We start from the raw sequence: 18,198 nt of genomic DNA, 5'->3' as shown, positions 1-18,198 counted from the left end.
ATCAGCCCCGGGAAGTGTAGCCCATCGGAGCGACTCCGGCAAGCGGGGGGCCGGTCAGAAGGTCAGCCCCACCTGGAGCGCCAGAAGGTTATCGTCCGGCTCGGGACCTCCCTGGTGATCGTTGAGCTGGAGCGTCGTCTTGACGAAGAAGTTCGGCGTGAAGAAGTACCCGCCTCCCAGCTCCAGCCGCCGCACGCCCCGATCCCAGTGCGCCCGCCCTCCCGACGGGTCCCGAATCTCGTCGAACCGGATCTGGGCCAGCCGCACCGCCCCGAAGAGCCCCGGCAGGAACGTATATTTCGCCTCCACGTAGGCCGTCCAGAGCTCCAGATCCGGAAGCCGCGGCGCCTCGAACCGGGTCCAGTAGGCCTCCGCGAAGATCTCCAGGTGCCCCAGCGCAAACTCGGCGTCCACGCCCAGGAGCGTCTGCGGCTCCTCTTCCGCGTCGCGCCCGTCGCGCTTCGCGTAGGCCCCCCGCGAGGCGCTCGCCCCCAGGCGCGTCGTCACGTGGGCCGTCCAGACGATCCGGCCGTAGACGTTGTAGAATCCGGGATCCCCCGCCTTCCGATCCCAGTCCTCCGGAAGCGTCGCGGGCGCCGAGTTCAGAAGCGCCGCCCGCACGTTCCAGTCGCCCCACTCCAGCGCGCCCTCGACGCCGGTCCCGTAGACTTCGCGCCAGATCGGAACGAACCAGTCCTTTCGATCCGGAACGTCCCGGCGGGCCAGGACCACCGGAACGGTATCCTCGAGGCTCGCCAAGGCGGTCAGCGCGTCGTACGGAAGCGGCCAGGTCACCAGCGGATTCCGGCGCGCCGACGAGCGCGGAATGAAGTTCCCGACGGGAGCGGCGAATTTCCCGGCCTGCACCCGAACGGGCGCGTCTCCGGAAAGCGCCCGGACGCGCAGCCAGTACTGCTCGAAGCGGGCTCCGGCTTCGCCGTCCGCCGCCGTCGTGCCGTCGGCCCGCAGCTCCACGGACCCCTCGAGCGCCTCCCCCCAGGACGCATCCAGGAAAAGCCGCAGGCGACCTCCGAACTCGGGACTGTCGGACCGGGACGAACGCCGGTAATCCCCCGAACGGACCGCGGGATCCTCCGCCGTGGCCCCCGGAGATTCGTCGCCGAAGACGTACGCCTCCAGGTCGAGTTCGCCCGAGACTTCGAAGGCGAATTCGCCCCACCGCCAGGAGAGGTCCAGCTCCTCCAGCCGCCGGGCCCATTCGAAGAGATCCGCCGGCTCGTCCTCCTCGTCCTGCGCCGGAACCGCCCCCGGAAGAAGCACGGCGATCACCCAGAGCGTCACGCGTCCACCTCGTAAACGGGAACCGGATAGCTCAGGCCCTTGACCACGAGGGGCTCCAGCGGCCGCGCGGGCACGCCGCCTCCCAGGCGCTCGAACGTCGCCCGGGTGACCAGGATCTGGCCGGGCGAGGCCTTCGCGCAGACCCGGGACGCCAGGTTCACCTCTTCCCCGATGAGCGTGTACTCCAGCCGTCGGCGCGACCCGACGCGGCCGCCGAGGACGACGCCCGTGTTGATGCCGATTCCGATCTGAAACGGCGCCCCGCCCGACTCCGCCCGCCGCGCGTTCCAGGCGCGCATCCCGCGCATCATCTCGCGCGCCGCCTCCACCGCCCGGCGCGGATGGTCCGGAAGGTCGCGCGGCGCTCCGAACATGGCCATCAGACCGTCCCCCAGAAACTTGTTCACGTTCCCGCCGTGCCGGGCCACCGCCTCCGCCAAAAAATCCATCATGTCGTTGAGAACGGCGACCACCCGGGCGGGATCGACCCCCTCGGTCGCGCTCGTGAACCCGCGCACGTCGAGAAAAAGCACCGTGGCTTCGCGGCGCTCTCCGCCGGGGGAAAGATCCCGCATCAGCTCCTCGGCGACGTCGGGGGAAAGCGTCTTGTCCATGATTTCGCGCCGCTTGCGGAGCCCTTCGGTCATTTCGTTGAAAGCCCCGCCGAGGCGGGACATCTCGTCGCGGCCGCGGATGTCCACCCGGACCTCGTAGTCCCCCGCGCCCACCCGGCGGGCGGCCTCGACGAGCGTCTCGACGGGACCCGACACGCGGCGCGAAAGCCGGGCGGCGATCATCGCGGCGAGCGCCAGCGCCGCCGCCAGCCCGGCCGCTCCCGCCCGGATCACGGCGCGCTTCTCCCGATCCACCCCCTCCATGGAGTAGAGCAGCACCATGGGCTCAAGCTCCGAAGAGGGCGGCCGCCCCGCGGAAGCCAGGTAGCGCCGTCCTCCCACCCAGAGGGACCCTTCCGCGACCTCGGGGGAAACCGCTCCCGCCAGGGAGGCGTAGACGGCGCGCCCTTCCCGGAACAGAACGACCTGGACGCCGAAATCGGCCACCAGCCGGTCGAGCGCCGGCCGGAAGTGCCGGCCGAATACGAAATACCCCCGCTCATGTTCGATGCGCACGGCCAGAAAGGGTTCCCCCTGGAACTCCGTGAGCGCTTCCTCGCGGCGGGCGATCCAGGCCTGGAAGGGAAGCTCGCCGACCTCCCCCGCCCCGGGGAGAAGCGACCGGCGCAGAAGAAGGTCTCCCTTGCGGGAACGCAGTTCCAGGAAGTCCACCGCGGCCGACGACTGAAGGAGCGCGAGATCGTCCTCCACGAGCTGGCGGACGATGTCGAGGTCTCCGGAAAGGACCGCTTCGGAGAGAGCCGCGTCGAACCGCGCTCCGGAGAAGGGGGCGCTCAGGCGCTTGAGCTGGTCGAGCTGCTCCCGGAGGACGCCCTCGAACGCGTTCCGCGTGCGCCGGAGGGCGCGCCCGGCCGCCTCTTCCGAGGAGCGCGCGAGCGCCGCCAGGGCCGCGGCCGCCGCCGCGCTCACGAGAAGACCGGCCGGAGCGAGCACGGAGAAAAAAATCTTCGTCCGGAATCTCATCGCGCCCCGCCGCCGCAGGAGGCTCCCGGGCCCGCCTCATCCCCGGACCGCGCGCGGGCCGCCAGGGTCACGTCCACCCGCGCCCCCTCGGGGCCCACCCGGATCTCCCGCCGCACCGGCTCGAAGAATTCCTTCCAGACCGCCAGCGTGTACGCCCCCGGCGGCACGCCGCGAAGCTCGTACGAGCCGTCCGGGCGGACCACCGCGAAATGCGGATGGTCGAAGACGTGCACGTAGGCGCGCATGTGCTTGTGGATGTCGCAGCGGACTTCGACCAGCCCCTTCTGGTCGAACACCACCTCGCGGCTCTGTCCCCGCGGGTAGCGGCCGAGATCGAACCGCTTGGCCCGCGAATAGGAAAAAACGTTGTGGAAAAGATCGTCCTCGTTCGGAAACCGGACGGTGCTCCCCGCGGGTACCGCCAGGACGCGCGGCCGGAACTCCAGCCCGTCCTGACGCAGGTCCACCGTCACGGGAGCCGGGGCGGGTCCCGGAGCCTTGAGGAGGTACACCACCGCGGGAGAAGGATCGGGATCCTTGCGCTTCTCGATGCCGGGACCGACGTACCGCACGTCGGCGCGGAGTTTCCTCTGGGTCTCCCCTTCGACGGCTTCGATCTTGCCCGAGATCGTGACGCCTTCCTGCGGCGCCTTCCACGGAAGAAGAAAGAGCACGACCGGCAGGAACCGCATGACCGATCATCATACCCCGCCCTCCGTTCGGCGCAAGAAGGGCGCGCCCTCGGACCCCGGCGCGGTTCCCTTGTGCCGGCCGGCTCTTTGTGGTGTCATGGGCGTCCGTGGAAACGAGCGCGCCGCGCGATCCCCCCCGGACGCTCGGGGCCATCCTCCGCTCGATCGGCCCCGGGCTCATCATCACCGCCAACATCGTGGGCACGGGCGAGCTCATCATGACGACGCGCCTGGGCGCCCAGGCGGGCTTCACGCTCCTCTGGTTCATCCTCCTCGGATGCTTCATCAAGGTGTTCGTCCAGATCGAATGGGGACGCACCACGATCCTGACGGGCCGCTCGAGCCTCCAGGCCCTGAACGATCTGCCGGGGCCGCGCCTGCGGGTCTCGTGGGCGGTCTGGCTCTGGTTCGGCATGTACCTGGGCACGTTCTTCCAGCTCTCGGGCATGCTGACGGCGCTCGGAAGCCTCATGGCCCCGGACGGGCGCCCCTGGGCGCACCGCGCGTGCGCCTTCCTCGTCGCCGCCTCGGTGGCGGGACTCCTGCTTCTCGGACGCTACCGTCTGGTGGAGCGGGCTTCGACCCTCATGGTCGCCGGCTTCACGCTTTCCACCGTCCTGGCGCTGGCGCTCATCCAGGGAACGCGCTGGGCGGTGCGGCCCGGGGAACTGGCGTCGGGATTCGCGTTCCGGTTCGGCGACGACTTCCTGACCGCTTTCGGGGCGTTCGCCATCACGGGCGTGGGAGCGGCGGAGCTCGTCTTCTACCCCATCTGGCTCCTCGAGAAGGGATACGCCCGCGCCGCCGGGCCGCCCGACGGAACCCCCGCCTGGGAGGCCCGCGCGCGCGGCTGGATCCGGGTCATGACCGTCGATGCGTGGGCGTCGATGGCGATCTACACCGTGGCGACCGCCGCCTTCTACCTCCTCGGAGCGGCGGTCCTCCACCGGGACGGCCTGCGCGTCTCCGACGAGCAGATGATCCCCACGCTCTCGCGGCTCTACGAAAGCGCCTTCGGAGGCGCGGGACCGTGGATCTTCCTGGCGGGGGCGTTCATGGTCCTTTATTCGACCCTCTTCGTCTCGACGGCCTCCGACGGCCGCCTTTTCGCGGACCTCCTGGCGATCCTGGGACTTCTCGCGCCGGACGCCGAGCGCGGAAGGCGACGGGCGATCCGCGGGGCGATCGTGGCGGTGCTGCTGATCGCCCTCGGCCTTTACCTCTATGGGCAGGCGCGCGGGGGGCTCCCGGTCTCCCTGGTCACCGTGGGGGCCGTGGCGCAGGGAATCATGCTGCCGTTTCTCGGACTGGCCGCGGTGTATTTCCGTCACCGCTTCATCCCGGCCGCGCTGCGCCCGGGCCGGACGTGGACGCTTTTCCTGTGGATCTCCTTCCTGGCCATGACGGCGGTGGGCGTCTACCAGGCCGGGAAGACCCTTTCCTTCTGGAGGTGAACCCGACCATGCCGACGCGCCTCACCGGACTCCGCGTGCGGGACATCCGCTTTCCCACGTCCCGCACCCTCGACGGCTCCGACGCGGTCAACGTCGATCCCGACTACTCGTGCGCCTACGTCGTCCTGCGGACGGACCATCCGCGCGGACTTCAGGGCCACGGCCTGACCTTCACCTGCGGTCGGGGCACGGAAGTGGTCGTGGCGATGGTCCGGGCGCTCGAGCCGCTCGTCGTGGGACGCACGCTCGAAGAGGCCACGAACGACTTCGCGGGGTTCTGGCGCCGCCTGGCGCAGGACAGCCAGCTTCGATGGCTGGGACCCGAAAAGGGCGTGGCGCACCTGGCCCTGGCCGCCGTCGTCAACGCGCTCTGGGACCTCTGGGCGCGCGTCGAAGGAAAGCCCGTCTGGAAGCTCGTGGCGGACCTGCCCCCCGAGAAGATCGTCTCGCTCATCGACTTCCGCTACATCACGGACGCGCTCACGCCGGAGGAAGCGCTCGAGATCCTCCGCCGCCGGGCGCCTTCGCGCGCCGCGCGCGAGGCGCAGATGCTCCGCGAGGGCTACCCGGCCTACACGACCTCCGCGGGCTGGCTGGGATATTCCGACGAGAAGGTCGTCCGGCTCTGCCGCGAAGGTCGCGCGGCCGGCTGGACCCATTTCAAATTCAAGGTCGGCGCCCATCTGGCCGACGACGTCCGCCGCCTCTCCCGCGCGCGGGAGGTCCTGGGCCCGGAGTGCCGGATCATGGTGGACGCCAACCAGAAGTGGGACGTCCCCGAGGCGATCGCGTGGATGAAGGAGCTGGCGCGCTTCGAGCCGCTCTGGATCGAGGAGCCCACGAGCCCCGACGACGTCCTGGGCCACGCGGCGATCGCCCGCGCGATCGCTCCCATCGGAGTGGCCACCGGCGAAGCCTGCCAGAACCGCGTGATCTTCAAGCAGCTTCTGCAGGCCGGCGCGATCCGCTTCTGCCAGGTGGACAGCTGCCGCCTCGGGGGAGTCAACGAGATCCTCGCGGTCCTGCTCATGGCCGCCAAGTTCGGAGTGCCGGTCTGCCCCCACGCGGGCGGCGTGGGACTGTGCGAGTACGTCCAGCACCTCGCCCTCATCGACTACATCTGCGTCTCCGGATCCCTCGAGGGACGGATCCTCGAGTACGTGGACCACCTCCACGAGCACTTCGTCGATCCCGTCGTCGTGGAGCGGGGCCGCTACCGGGCGCCGCTCCGGCCGGGATATTCGATCGAAATGAAGTCCGAGTCGCTCGACGCCCACGAGTTCCCCGGCGGGCGCGTGTGGGCCTCCCCGGCATAACGAAACCCCGGCGCGTCGGATCTACGGGATGGGATCGGCCGCGGGAGGGGGACGTTCCGTCTTGAAGATCCCGCCGGCGGGGGGCGGGGGACAGGGGGATCCGTGGAAGACGTCCGAAAAGCCCCGTTCCCCGGAGAGGAGCGGCCGGCGGAGCCCTGGCGTCCCGAAGCGGTCCTCGAATCCTGCGCGCTGGCGATCTTCGGGATCGCCCCGGACGGACGCATCTCCCTTTGGAATTCGGCGGCCGAGCGCCTTTTCGGCTTCTCGAAAGAAGAAGCGGTCGGGAAGCCGGCCTTCGGCCTGCTTTCGCCCTCCCTCGGCATCGACCCGGAGGAGATCCTGAGCCGCTATCATCGGGGCGAGCCTCTCCCCTACCTCGAGGGGACTCTCCGCGGAAAGGACGGAAAGGCCCTGGAGGTGGCCCTCCTCCTGTCCACCGTGCGCGACGAAACCGGCCGGCCGGTGGGGCTCTGCGCCGTCTCGCAGGACGTGACTCCCATCCGAAGCACCGAAAGCCGCCTCCGGCGGAGCCTTGACCTCCTCGTGCGGGCGGAAAAGGTCGCCCGGCTGGGAAGCTGGGAATGGGACGTGGAGCACGATGCGGTGTTCTGGTCCGAGACGCTGTACGAGATCTTCGGGGAGCGCCCCGGAACGTTCGAGGCGACGTACGAGGCGTACCTCGCCCGCATTCACCCCGACGATCGGCTGCGGGTCCGCCGGACCATCGAGGGGGCCCTCCGGGAAGGGAGGGCGTTCGATTTCTATCATCGGATCGTGCGGCCCGACGGAACGGTTCTGCGGGTCCGCTGCAAAGGTCAGCTTCTTTCGGAAGGGAACGCCCTGCGGCGCCTGATCGGAATCTGCCAGGACGTCACGGGGGAAAAGGACGAGGAGAAGCGCCTGCGTCGAGCTCTCGAGGAAGAGGCGGCCCGCCGCGCCGAACGCGAGAAGCACGCGCTCCTCCTGGCCAAAGCCAGCCTCATTCTTTCCCGGTCCCCGGACGTGCGCTCGATCCTCGGAGACGTCGCCGGACTGATCGCCGAGCACGCGGCCGAAGTCTGCCTGATCGACGTCCGGAACGCCGCGGGGGCGCTGGAGCGCGCGGCGGTGGGATGCCGGGACGTCTCCCGCCGGGCGGCGGCGGAACGGCTGCTCCGGGGCGACCTCCCCGAGCGGATCGTCCGAACCCGACAAAGCCTTTTTCTGCTCTTCACGGATGAAAGGACTCCGGCGGAAGCCGGCGTTTCTCCGGCCGACCGGGAGGCCCTCCGGGAATTCCGTCCCCGATCGCTCCTGGCGACGCCGCTGCGCGTTCAGGACCGGGTGCTGGGCGTCGTGGCGCTGCTGGCTGCCGAATCCGCCTACGACGCGGACGACGTGCGCTTCGCGGAAGATCTCGCCTACCGGATCGCTCTGGCCCTCGAGAACGCGGCCCTCATCCGGGAGGCCCGCGAGGAGGCGCGGCGGCTGCGGGAGGCGGAAGACCGCCTCCTGCGCCTGAACGCCGAGCTCGAAAAGAAGGTCGAGGAGCGGACGGGCGAGCTGCGCACGGCTCTGGCGGAGCTCGAGGCCTTCGCCTACAGCGTCGCCCATGATCTGCGGGCGCCGCTCCGCGCCATGCACGGGTTCGGACAGGTGCTTCGGGAAGAGTACGCGGAGCGGCTCGACCCCGAGGGGCGCGACTACCTCGCCCGCATCACCGAAGGCTCCGCCCAGCTCGACGCCCTCATCCAGGACCTGCTGGAATATACGCGGATGGGCCGGGCGCACCTCCGTCTCCAGGACCTCCCCCTCGGGACGTTTCTCTCGGGACTGCTGGCGCAGATGGCGCCGGAACTGGGGGAAGCCCGGGCGGATGTCCGGCTGGAAGGGCCGTTTCCCCGCGTCCGGGCCGACCCCGTCCTTCTCAGCCAGGTCGTGCGCAACCTTCTCTCCAACGCGGTCAAATTCGTCGCCCCCGGAGTGCATCCGCGGGTGGTCCTGAGGGCGGACGTCGGCGCCGGGCGGGTCCGGCTCTGGGTCGAGGATAACGGCATCGGCATCCCGCCGGAGCACCGGGAGCGGATCTTCCGCGTCTTCGAGAGGCTCCACCGGCCGGAAGACTACCCGGGCACGGGCATCGGGCTGGCGATCGTCCGCCGGGGGATCGAACGGATGGGCGGCCGGGTGGGCGTGGAATCCGAGGTCGGACGGGGAAGCCGCTTCTGGATCGAAATGGAATCCGCCGAGCCGTGAGCCGGCCGGCGGATCCCTTCCTGCGTCCCGGCTCGGACGCCACCAGCGGGCGCGTGGCCTTCTTGAGGAACAGGATCGCAAAGCACGTGTCCCACTCGCCTCCGCCCCACGGGCCGTTGTCCTTCCGCTCCTTGAGGAGATAGAGCGCGCCCTGGCGGTACCACTCGTGAGGCCCAAACGTGTCCGTACCGTAGAGGATTCCGGCCCGCTCGAGGGCATAAAGGTAGGAGTAGTGCCAGGTGCCGCCCCGACCGGGATTCCGGGTCACCGAGAAGTGGGCGGTCAGCCAGTTCATACCGGCCTTGACGGCGGGATTGCGCTTCCAGTCCCGGTCGAGCATGGAGTCGTAAAGGATGAGGCTTCCGACGGCGCCCGCCGTCATGGAGCCGTACGGTTCGCCGCGCTCGCCGTCCCCGGGGAACCGGCCCCTTCCAGGTAGGAGATTCCGCGGCGGATCGCCCGATCCACCCGCTCCTCGTCCACGCCCGGAGGAACGCCCTTTTCCTGAGCCCAGGCCGCGCCCGCCCAGACCGCCAGAACCGCTCCGACGGCTCCCGCTCCCGACGCTCTCATCTCCACCTCCCGGCACCCGCCGATCGTCGCTCCTCCTCCCTCCCTATGCCGATCCCGGACGTTTCGGACCAAAAATCGAGCCGGCCGCCCTTGACTCGGAAAAGACATAATGATATACTTTTTCTGCATGACCCTGTCGAGCCGGCCGGAGGCGGGCCCCCTGTACGCCCAGATCGAGCGGGAGCTCCTGGAGCGGATCCGGCGCGACTACCGCCCCGGCCAGCTCCTGCCGACCCAGCAGGAGCTCGCCCGGGAGTTCGGCACCAGCCTCATCACCGTCAAGCGCGCCCTCTCCGAAATCGCCCGCCGGGGATTCCTCCGCTCCACCCGCGGACGCGGAACCGTCGTCGTCCGCCCGCCCGTCGAGGACGACCGCCGCGGCGTGGCCAGCTGGACCGACACCATGACCGGACTGGGCCGCCAGCCCCGCACCGCCTGGGCCCGGACCTCCCTGCGCGTCCCTCCCCCCGACGTGGCCCGCCTCCTCGGATTGCGCGCCCGCGAGCGGACCGTGCTCCTGGAGCGCCTTCGGACCCTCGACGGCGAGCCCCTCTGCCTCATGCGCAACGAGCTTCCCCTGGCCCTCGTCCCGGACCTGCCCCGCACCGGACTCCCCGAGGAATCGCTCTACGCGTGGCTTCGCCGCCGCTACGGGCTGGTTCCCTCCCGCGCCGACGAGGAAGTCGAGGCCCGGCGCCCTTCCCCCGACGAGGCCCGCGCCCTCGGCGGCCGCGTGCCCATCGTCCTGGTCGTCCGCCGCCATACGTTCCTTCGCGACGGGCGGCCCCTGGAGGCCGCCGAAATGATCGCCCCCGCCGACCGATACCGCTACCGCGTGGACATCCGGAGGACCCCGTGACCGACGCCGCTTCCGCCTACTTCGAGACGACCCTCGCCCTGCTTCAGGACATCCGCCGCTCCGAAATGCCCCACGTCGAAAAGGCCGCCCGCATCTGCGCCGACCGGATCGCCCGCGGCGGCCTCGTCTTCCTCTTCGGCGCCGGCCACTCGCGCATGATGTGCGAGGAAATGATGCCCCGGCAGGGCGCCTTCCCCGGGTTCGTCGCCCTCGTGGAACTCGCCCTCTCCCACCACGCCGCCGTCGTCGGCGCCAACGGCCTGCGCGGCCCCCTCTTCCTGGAAAAAGTCGAAGGCTACGCCGAGGAAATCCTCAAGAGCTTCCGCTTCGGACCCGACGACGCCTTCATCATCGTCTCCACCAGCGGCATCCGCCCCGTCGTCGTCGAGGCGGCCTTCGGCGCCCGCCGCCGCGGACTCCCCGTCATCGCGGTCCTCTCCGCCGCCCACTCGGCTCAGACCCCCGCCGCCCACTCCTCCGGAAAAAAGCTCGCCGATCTCGCCGACGTCGTCATCGACAACCACTGCCCCCCCGGCGACTGCGTGCTCGCCCTGCCGGGCCTCGAATGGAAAACCGGCCCCGCCTCGACCGTCGCCGGCGCCGTCATCATGAACATGATCCGCTGCCGGGTCGCCGAACTCCTCGTCGAACGCGGACAGCCCCCCGTGCTTCTCCCCAGCCACCAGACCCCCGGCAACGCCCGCGCCGCCGAACAGCTCGAACGCTTTTACGAAGCCTACCGCCGAAGCCTCGCGCACCTGTACACGTGAAGGAGAGGGATCCATGAAAACCGTCCGCATCGGCATGCTCGGCTCCGGGTTCGTGGCCGACTTCTACATGCAGGGACTGGCCGACGTGAACGGCCAGGACGTCGTCCTCAACTACTCCCGCTCCCCCCGGCGCGCCCGCGCCTTCGCCGAAAAGTGGAAGATCCCCGCCTCCACCACCGATCTCGACGCCGCGATCGCCCGGAAGGACGTCGATCTCTTCATCATCGCGCTCCCCAACGAGGCCCACCGGCCCGTCTCCCTGCGGCTCTCCCGCGCCCGCCGCCACCAGGTCTGCACCAAGCCCCTCGCCCGCAACGCGCGGGAGGCCCGCGACATGTTCCGCGCCGCCCGCGCCTCCGGCGCCCTCCACGGCTACGCCGAAACGGAAGTCTTCTCCCCCGCCGTCGTCAAGGCCCGCCGGATCATCGAGTCCGGCGGCATCGGGCGCGTCCTCTGGGTGCGCTCCCGCGAATCCCACGGCGGCCCCCACAGCCCCCACTTCTGGGACGTTTCCCGCACCGGCGGCGGCGCCATGAACGACCTGGCCTGCCACTGCATCGAGCTGGCCCGCTACGCCTTCGGGAAAGAAGACCGGATCGTCGAAGTCCTGGCCTGGGGCGACCGCCTCGTCCATCACGGCAAAACCCGTGGCGAGGACAACGCCCTCCTCGTCCTCAAATTCTCCTCCGGCGGCATCGGCCACTGCGAGCTTTCCTGGACCACCCAAGGCGGCCTCGACCTGCGCAACGAGATCCACGGATCCGAAGGCTCCATCTTCACCGACGTCACCCGCTCCACCCCGATCGTCGCCTTCACCTCCCGCCCCGCCGGCTACGTCATCGAAAAGGCGGAAATCGACTTCGGCTGGACCCGCCCCCTCCCCGAGGAAGCCTTCGCCTACGGGTATCAGGCCGAAATGAAGCACTTCGTCGAATGCGTCCGCGAAGGCCGCACCCCGCGCGAAACCTACGAGGACGGCTATATCGTCAACTGCGTCCTGGACGCCGGATACCGCTCGATGAGGACGAAGAAATGGGTTCGCGTGACCTACTGAAAGACCGGGTCCTCCTCGTCACCGGCTCCACCGGCATCGCCGCGGCCGCCGCGGAGCTCGCCGCCGCCGAAGGCGCACGGGTCTTCGTCGTCAGCCGCACCCCCGAGCACGCCGAGTCCCTCGCCCGCCGGATCGGAGGGGCCTTCCTCGCCGCCGACCTCACCCGGGCCGACTCCGCCGAGCGGGCCGTCGACGCGTGCGTCGCCCGCTGGGGACGGCTGGACGCCCTCTTCAACGTCGCCGGCGTCAGCGGCCGCCCGTGGGGCGACGGCCCCGTCCACGAATGCACCGACGAGGGATGGGACGCCACCCTCCAGGCCAACGCCCGAAGCGTCTTTCTCATGTGCCGCGCCGCCGTGCGCCGGATGCTCCTTCAGGACCCGGGGCCCGACGGACTGCGCGGATCCATCCTCAACATGGCCAGCGTCCTGGCCTTCTCCCCCCAGGGCCGCCACTTCGCCACCCACGCCTACGCCGCCTCCAAGGGCGCCATCCTCGCCCTCTCCCGCGCCATGGCCGCCACCTACGCGCCCCACAAGATCCGCGTCAACGCCGTCGCCCCCGGCCTCGTGCGCACCCCCATGAGCGCCCGCGCCCAGGCCGACCCCCAGATCCTCGCCCTCATGAAGACCAAACAGCCGCTCTCCGAAGACCTCCTCGAAGCCGCGGACGTCGCCCGCGCCGCGATCTTCCTCCTCGGACCCGACGCCCGCGCGGTCACCGGAGACACGCTCGTCGTCGACGGCGGCTGGGGGGTGAGCGGATGAGACCGCTGGAAACGCTCGCCGAAACGGACGTCCTCGTCGTGGGCGCCGGCTCCGCGGGCGCCACGGCCGCCATCGCCGCCGCCCGCGCCGGAGCTCGAACGCTCCTCCTCGAACGCTACGGCTTCCTCGGAGGGACGAGCACCGCCGTCCTGGAAACGTTCTACGGCTTCTACACCCCCGGCGCCCGCGCCAAGAAAGTCGTCGGCGGCATCCCCGACGAGGTCGTCTCCGAACTCCGCCGCCTCGGCGCCTGCTTCGAGCGCCCCAACACCTACGGAGCCGGAACCGGCGTCACCTACCATCCCGAATACCTCAAAGTCGTCTGGGAAACCCTGGCCCGCCGCGCCGGCGCGCGCCCCCTCCTTCACGCGTGGGTCCAGGATGTCGAAACCTCCGGCGGCCGGCTGACCGGAGTCCTGGTCGCCACAAAAAAAGGGCTCGTCCGCGTCTCCGCGCGCGTCGTCGTCGACGCCTCCGGAGACGCCGACGTCTGCGCCTTCGCGGGCGCGCCGTTCGAAACCGCCGGCGAGTTCGAACCCGCCCAGACGCTCACGACCACCTTCAAGATGGCCAACGTGGACCTCGAACGGCGCAAGACGGTTTCCAAGGCCGAATTCCACCGCCTCATGGCCGAGGCCGCCGCCGGAGGCCGCTACGATCTGCCCCGCCGCGAGGGAAGCGACCATCCCACGCCGGTCCCCGGCATGACCGCCACCGTCATGACCCGCGTGCAGTCCTTCGAGCGCCGCGGCGACCGCGTCGTCAACGCCACGGATCCCGAATTTCTCACGGCCGCGGAAATCGAGGGGCGCCGGCAGGCCCTCGAATACGTCCGGTTCCTGCGCGACTGCGTCCCCGGCTACGAGCGCGCCCACCTGGCCTCCCTGAGCGTCCAGATCGGCGTGCGCGAAACCCGCCGCGTGTACGGAGAATACCGCCTCACCCGGGAGGACGTTCTTTCCGCCCGCGCCTTCGAAGACCAGATCGGCCTCTGCGGAGCCCCGATCGAGGACCATCACGGCGGGGCCGACACGCGCTGGCAGTACCTCCCCGAAGGCCGCTGCGTGGGCATTCCCTTCCGCACGCTTCTGCCCCGGAGCGTCGAAAACCTCCTCGTCGCCGGCCGCTGTTTCTCCGCCACGCACGACGCGCACGCGAGCGTCCGGTCCATGGCGCAGTGCATGGCCATGGGCCAGGCGGCCGGAACCGCCGCGGCCCTGGCCGTCCCGCGCGGTGGCGCCGTGCGCGACGTGCCCTTCCCGCTCCTGCGCGACCGATTGCGCGACCTCGGCGCCGTCCTGGAGACACCGCCATGACCGACTACGTCGTCGGATTCGACGTCGGGGGAACCCGGCTCAAGGCCGGCGCCGTCTCCCGCTCCGGCCGCTGGCTGGCCCGCCGGGTGGCCCCCTCCGAAGCCCACCGCGGACCGCGGTTCCTGCTGGCGCGCCTGGCCGCCGAAGTCCGCGCGTTCCACCGCCGCCTCGGAACCCCCCCGCGCGCCGTGGGCCTGGCTCTGCCGGGCGCCGTCCGGCCGGACCGGGGCGTCGTTCTTCTTCCGGGACGCCTGCGGGATCTGGAGGGCTTCCCGCTCGTCCCGCGGCTCCGGCGGGCCGCGGGGGACGTTCCCGTCGTCGCCGACAACGACGCCCGCTCGGCCATGATCGCCGAATGGAAGTACGGATGGGCGCGCGGCCGCCGCTGGGCGCTCACGGTCACGATCGGCACCGGAGTGGGAAGCGGCGTCCTCCTCGACGGCCGGATCCTGCGGGACCCGCACCTCCAGTTCGGCACCCAGATGTCCCACATCACGATCCAGGCCGCCGGCGGCCGCCGCTGCCTGACCGGCTCCCGCGGCACCGCCGAGATGCTCTGCTCCGCCACCGCGCTCGCCCAGCAGGTGCGCGACGGCCTGGCCCGCGGGATTCCCTCGAAGCTCTCCGAGCTCTACCGCCGCGATCCGCACGCGGTGGATTTCGAGGCGGTCCTCCGCGCCGCCGCGCAGGGAGACCCGCTCTGCCGGGACGAGCTGGCCGTCTGGACGGCCAACCTCGGATGGTTCCTCGTCTCGGCGATTCACGTGTACGCGCCGGAAATCGTCATCCTCGGCGGCGGCGCCGCCCGCGGGGCGCGCGCCTTCCTGGGTCCCCTCCGGGCCCACCTGCGCCGCCATGTCTACCGCTGGCCGCCCGGGGAACCCGTCCCCCTCCGCGTCTCCCGCCTCCCCGACCACGCGGGCGTCCTCGGCGCGGCCGCCCTGGCCTGGGAGGTCGCGCCATGAGCTTCATCCGGACCGTCCTCGGGGACATCCCCCCGGAGGCTCTCGGGGCGTGCCTTTCCCACGAGCACCTCATCATCGATCCGAGCTATGTGACCCAGCTCTCGCCGGACCTGCGGCTCCCCTCGGTCGAGAACGCCGTTCGGGAACTGGCCGGGGTGAAGGCCGCCGGCGGCCGTGCGGTCGTGGATTGCATGCCCTGCGACGCCGGCCGCAACGTTCTCAAGCTCGCCGAGATCTCCCGGCGAAGCGGCCTTCACGTCGTCGCCGCCACGGGGCTCCACCGCACCCGCTACTACCCCGAGGGCCACTGGCGCTACCGCCTCACGGTCGAGGAGCTGGCGGAAACCTTCGTCGCGGAGATCGAACAGGGAATCGACGCCCTGGACGCGGGCGGCCCCGCGCCGCGGCGCGCCTCTCATCGGGCGGGCCTCGTGAAGCTCGCCTCCGACGGGCCGGAGCTCTCGGACGCGGAACGCGCGGCCTTCGAAGCCGGCGCGGCGGCGCATCGGCGGACCGGCGTCCCCGTCCTCACCCACTGCGAAGCCGGCCGCGGCCCGGAACAGATCGACTTCCTCGAATCGCGGGGCGTGGACCCCTCGCACGTCATTCTGTCCCATACCGACCGGCATCCGGACCCGGAGTATCACCGGTGTCTTCTTCGCCGGGGCGTCTTCCTCGAATACGATCGGGTGTTCCGCGGTCCCCTCGATGACACGAACCCCACGCTCGGGCTGTTCGTCGCGATGGCCCGCGAATTCCCGGACCGGATCCTTCTGGGCACCGACGCCGCCCGGCCGGCCTATTGGCGAAGCTACGGCGGCCGGCCGGGGCTGGACTATCTCCTCGGGGAATTCCGGGAGCGCGCGCGGAGGCTCGGGGCGTCCGAAGAGCACCTCCAAAAGGCCTTCGTGGACAACCCCGCGCGCGCGTTCGCGTTCCGAACCTGACCGCCCCTCAGGCCGTCCGCGCGATGTTCACCCACGTGTGCACGTGGGGCGAGCCGCGGAAATACCAGGCCATCGAGGGTCCCCGGAGCATCCAGCGGTCCCAGATCTCGTCGTCCCCGAGGTTGCCCTCCCGGTAGAAGGCCAGGTGGAGCTTGTCCACGCCTCCGGCGTCGCGGATGATGCCCAGCGCCTCCTCGACGTCCGAGGGACGATACGGCGCCAGAAGCTCCTTGAGGACCTTCTCGACCAGGTCCTTTTGATCGCGCGAAAGCTCCGCCGCGCAGATTCCGTCCTCCGGGCCCGGCGGGCGAAGCGCGATGCTCTTGGCGTCGTCCGGCGGCGACTTCTGGACGAGCGCCTTTTCCCTCTGGCGGCCGTCGAACGACTCGAACACCTTGTTGGCCAGCCGGGCCTGATGCCAGAAGACGTTGCCCGGATGGTCCGGCCGTTCGTTGAACTCGACCGCGTGGCCGTAGAAGATCGGACCGCCGAAGCCGGCCCCCTCCGTGGAATTTCCGTCGCACCGGATCGTCAGGTGCCGCCCCGTCATGACCCAGTTGAAGCGGCCGGACGTCGGATCGCCGAAGATCGCGACGTGGTAGCTCTCGAAGCCGCCGTAGTCGTCCTGCATCTGTTTCCGGAAGCGCTCGTATCCGTCCTCGGTCACGAGCCCGCGGAAAAGATCCCGCAGAATCTGCTGCTGCTCGGCGGTGAAGAAACCGCCGATCGAGGGCTTCACGACCGCCCAGTTGTTGCCGACGCGCGTGCGGTTCGGATGGTCCCAGGGCAGGCAGACCGCCTCGCGCTGCTTGGCCGAAAGGCTCTGATAGAGCCGCTTGACGAGCTCCTCGGGCGACGCGTCCGACGGCGCCGGGCGCGGCACGGGAACGGCCACCGCCGCGGCCGCCCCGGCGGCGGTCCGGAGAAAGTCCCTCCGCGTCACCGTCGGTCCGCAGTCCGGGCAGATGCGGGGCTTCGGACCCATCTCCTTCCTCCTGGTCTCTCGACCGAGCAATCGTCGTGTATCTATTCTACGTTTCGGAACCGTATAAGAAGTCGATGATCCGGCGCGTCCCTCCGGCTCTCCTGGCTCTGGTCCTGGCCGGGGCGTCTCCCCAGGAACCGCCCCGGGTCCCGCCGGGTTTTTCGATCGAAAAGGTCTCGCCTCCGGACGTGACCTTTCCTATGTTCGCCTGCTTCGACGACCGCGGGCGCCTCTACGTCACCGAGTCGTCGGGCGAGGATCTCTACCGCGAGCTCCAGGAACTCCGGCGCCGCTGCCGCATCCGGGTGCTCGAAGACCGGGACGGCGACGGGCGCTACGAAACGTCCCGTCTCTTCGCGGAGGGGCTGAGCCCTTCGATGGGTCTGGCCTGGCGGGACGGAAGACTCTACGCCGCCGACCCGCCGGATCTGGTCGCGCTCGAGGACACCGACGGCGACGGCCGGGCCGACCGCCGCACCGTCCTTCAAACCGGATTCGGCCACAAGGACAACGGAAGCCTCCACGGACTCGTCTTCGGACCGGACGGCCGGCTTTACGGAACGATGGGCACCCCCGACGGCTACGCGCTGCGCCGCCGGGACGGAACGACGCTGACCGGCACGAGCGGCATTCTCTTCCGCTGCCGCCCCGACGGATCGGACCCCGAAGTCGTGGCCCGCGGCTTCGTCAACCTCATTGAAGTCGTCTTCCTTCCCGGCGGAGATGTCGTGGGCACCCTCAACTGGTTTCAGGAACCCGCCGGGGGCATGCGCGACGCGCTCGTCCACATCGTGGAAGGGGGCCTTTACCCCTACGCTCCGGACACCGGAACCCCGTACCCCGTGACGGGAGATCCCCTTCCCGCGCTGGCCCTTTTTCCCGCGGTGGCCCTGAGCGGACTCGCCCGCTACGAGGGCGCCGCCTTTCCCGAAGAATTCCGCGGTCGGCTCTTCTCCGCCCAACACAACGCTCGAAAGGTCGTGGCCCACGCCCTCCGCCGCGAGGGTTCGACCTATCGCTCCAGCGAATCGGACTTCGTAACCACCGAGGATCCGGACTTTCACCCCTCGGACGTCCTGGAGGCCCCCGACGGAAGTCTCCTCGTCGTGGACACGGGAAGCTGGTATGTCCACCACTGCCCGACGGGGAGCATCCGCGACACGGCCGCCCGCGGCGGCCTCTACCGGGTGCGCTGGACGGGCCCTCCGCCGGGCGGACGGCCGGCGCCCTCGGCGACGCTGCCTCTGGATCGATCCCTCGAAGATTTGCTCCGTCTCCTGCCCGATCCGGCGGCCGCCCGCGCGCTGGCCCGCCGGGGCGAACGCCGGGCGGCGCCGCGCCTGGCGGCCATCCTCGAATCGCCCG

At 70.4% G+C, this 18,198-nt stretch carries 16 protein-coding genes; 11 read left to right on the top strand and 5 right to left on the bottom strand.

Going from position 1 to position 18,198, the window contains the following annotated elements; translation table 11 throughout:
- Nucleotides 1-54: 54 nt before the first annotated feature.
- The 3 genes from VNO22_03915 to VNO22_03905 are packed head-to-tail and all read right to left on the bottom strand — an operon-like array spanning nucleotide 55 to nucleotide 3,592.
- Entirely contained in the window at nucleotides 55-1,302 is a 1,248-nt protein-coding gene (locus VNO22_03915) for a hypothetical protein (protein HXG60499.1), read from the bottom strand.
- Nucleotides 1,299-2,870, bottom strand: a complete 1,572-nt coding sequence (locus VNO22_03910; protein ID HXG60498.1) for an adenylate/guanylate cyclase domain-containing protein — start codon at nucleotides 2,868-2,870, stop codon at nucleotides 1,299-1,301. Before VNO22_03910 ends, VNO22_03915 begins: the two co-directional genes overlap by 4 nt.
- Nucleotides 2,871-2,896: 26 nt before the next feature.
- A complete protein-coding gene (locus tag VNO22_03905; protein ID HXG60497.1) occupies nucleotides 2,897-3,592 on the bottom strand; it encodes a carboxypeptidase regulatory-like domain-containing protein in 696 nt (231 codons plus the stop codon).
- Nucleotides 3,593-3,699: 107 nt separating this feature from the next.
- Here VNO22_03905 and VNO22_03900 point away from each other — a divergent pair, with 107 nt between their 5' ends.
- From VNO22_03900 to VNO22_03890, 3 genes are all read left to right on the top strand, one after another.
- Nucleotides 3,700-5,046 (top strand): Nramp family divalent metal transporter, encoded by a 1,347-nt coding sequence (locus tag VNO22_03900; protein ID HXG60496.1) that lies wholly within the window; start codon nucleotides 3,700-3,702, stop codon nucleotides 5,044-5,046.
- 8 nt (nucleotides 5,047-5,054) lie between these two features.
- A complete protein-coding gene (locus tag VNO22_03895) occupies nucleotides 5,055-6,362 on the top strand; it encodes an L-fuconate dehydratase (protein ID HXG60495.1) in 1,308 nt (435 codons plus the stop codon).
- Between the two features lie 102 nt (nucleotides 6,363-6,464).
- Entirely contained in the window at nucleotides 6,465-8,597 is a 2,133-nt protein-coding gene (locus VNO22_03890) for an ATP-binding protein (GenBank protein HXG60494.1), read from the top strand.
- A 378-nt stretch (nucleotides 8,598-8,975) separates the two neighbouring features.
- Here VNO22_03890 and VNO22_03885 read toward each other — a convergent pair whose 3' ends face one another.
- The gene (locus VNO22_03885; GenBank protein HXG60493.1) at nucleotides 8,976-9,170 is read right to left on the bottom strand and encodes a hypothetical protein; all 195 of its coding nucleotides are present in this window, start codon (nucleotides 9,168-9,170) and stop codon (nucleotides 8,976-8,978) included.
- A 127-nt stretch (nucleotides 9,171-9,297) separates the two neighbouring features.
- Here VNO22_03885 and VNO22_03880 point away from each other — a divergent pair, with 127 nt between their 5' ends.
- From VNO22_03880 to VNO22_03850, 7 genes are read left to right on the top strand one after another with little or no spacing between them, the layout of a single operon-like run.
- Nucleotides 9,298-10,029 carry a GntR family transcriptional regulator gene (locus VNO22_03880; GenBank protein HXG60492.1) on the top strand — a complete coding sequence of 244 codons (732 nt, stop codon included), beginning with the start codon at nucleotides 9,298-9,300 and terminating at the stop codon, nucleotides 10,027-10,029.
- Entirely contained in the window at nucleotides 10,026-10,799 is a 774-nt protein-coding gene (locus tag VNO22_03875) for an SIS domain-containing protein (protein HXG60491.1), read from the top strand. The genes VNO22_03880 and VNO22_03875 overlap by 4 nt, the downstream gene beginning before the upstream one ends.
- Nucleotides 10,800-10,812: 13 nt before the next feature.
- Complete coding sequence (locus tag VNO22_03870; protein ID HXG60490.1) at nucleotides 10,813-11,853, top strand: Gfo/Idh/MocA family oxidoreductase; 1,041 nt, start codon at nucleotides 10,813-10,815, stop codon at nucleotides 11,851-11,853.
- Nucleotides 11,832-12,620 carry an SDR family oxidoreductase gene (locus VNO22_03865; protein ID HXG60489.1) on the top strand — a complete coding sequence of 263 codons (789 nt, stop codon included), beginning with the start codon at nucleotides 11,832-11,834 and terminating at the stop codon, nucleotides 12,618-12,620. Before VNO22_03870 ends, VNO22_03865 begins: the two co-directional genes overlap by 22 nt.
- Entirely contained in the window at nucleotides 12,617-13,936 is a 1,320-nt protein-coding gene (locus VNO22_03860) for an FAD-dependent oxidoreductase (protein HXG60488.1), read from the top strand. Before VNO22_03865 ends, VNO22_03860 begins: the two co-directional genes overlap by 4 nt.
- Nucleotides 13,933-14,901 carry an ROK family protein gene (locus tag VNO22_03855; GenBank protein HXG60487.1) on the top strand — a complete coding sequence of 323 codons (969 nt, stop codon included), beginning with the start codon at nucleotides 13,933-13,935 and terminating at the stop codon, nucleotides 14,899-14,901. The genes VNO22_03860 and VNO22_03855 overlap by 4 nt, the downstream gene beginning before the upstream one ends.
- Nucleotides 14,898-15,848 (top strand): aryldialkylphosphatase, encoded by a 951-nt coding sequence (locus tag VNO22_03850; protein ID HXG60486.1) that lies wholly within the window; start codon nucleotides 14,898-14,900, stop codon nucleotides 15,846-15,848. Before VNO22_03855 ends, VNO22_03850 begins: the two co-directional genes overlap by 4 nt.
- A 7-nt stretch (nucleotides 15,849-15,855) precedes the next feature.
- Here VNO22_03850 and VNO22_03845 read toward each other — a convergent pair whose 3' ends face one another.
- Nucleotides 15,856-16,833: a DUF3500 domain-containing protein gene (locus VNO22_03845; GenBank protein HXG60485.1), complete on the bottom strand. Its 978-nt coding sequence runs from the start codon at nucleotides 16,831-16,833 to the stop codon at nucleotides 15,856-15,858.
- A 74-nt stretch (nucleotides 16,834-16,907) separates the two neighbouring features.
- Here VNO22_03845 and VNO22_03840 point away from each other — a divergent pair.
- On the top strand, nucleotides 16,908-18,198 hold a 1,291-nt coding region (locus tag VNO22_03840; GenBank protein ID HXG60484.1), incomplete at its 3' end, for a PVC-type heme-binding CxxCH protein.

The sequence above is a fragment of the Planctomycetota bacterium genome, assembly GCA_035574235.1.
In the GTDB taxonomy this organism is placed as follows: domain Bacteria; phylum Planctomycetota; class MHYJ01; order MHYJ01; family JACPRB01; genus DATLZA01.
This window is presented reverse-complemented; position numbering and strand designations above follow the sequence as displayed.

Bases quoted from the DNA above. Each gene is read 5' to 3' on its own strand.
- VNO22_03880 (HXG60492.1), top strand. From the start codon at position 9,298: ATGACCCTGTCGAGCCGGCCGGAGGCGGGCCCCCTGTACGCCCAGATC.
- VNO22_03905 (HXG60497.1), bottom strand. From the start codon at position 3,592: ATGCGGTTCCTGCCGGTCGTGCTCTTTCTTCTTCCGTGGAAGGCGCCG.
- VNO22_03855 (HXG60487.1), top strand. From the start codon at position 13,933: ATGACCGACTACGTCGTCGGATTCGACGTCGGGGGAACCCGGCTCAAG.
- VNO22_03895 (HXG60495.1), top strand. From the start codon at position 5,055: ATGCCGACGCGCCTCACCGGACTCCGCGTGCGGGACATCCGCTTTCCC.
- VNO22_03885 (HXG60493.1), bottom strand. From the start codon at position 9,170: ATGAGAGCGTCGGGAGCGGGAGCCGTCGGAGCGGTTCTGGCGGTCTGG.
- VNO22_03870 (HXG60490.1), top strand. From the start codon at position 10,813: ATGAAAACCGTCCGCATCGGCATGCTCGGCTCCGGGTTCGTGGCCGAC.
- VNO22_03860 (HXG60488.1), top strand. From the start codon at position 12,617: ATGAGACCGCTGGAAACGCTCGCCGAAACGGACGTCCTCGTCGTGGGC.
- VNO22_03845 (HXG60485.1), bottom strand. From the start codon at position 16,833: ATGGGTCCGAAGCCCCGCATCTGCCCGGACTGCGGACCGACGGTGACG.
- VNO22_03850 (HXG60486.1), top strand. From the start codon at position 14,898: ATGAGCTTCATCCGGACCGTCCTCGGGGACATCCCCCCGGAGGCTCTC.
- VNO22_03865 (HXG60489.1), top strand. From the start codon at position 11,832: ATGGGTTCGCGTGACCTACTGAAAGACCGGGTCCTCCTCGTCACCGGC.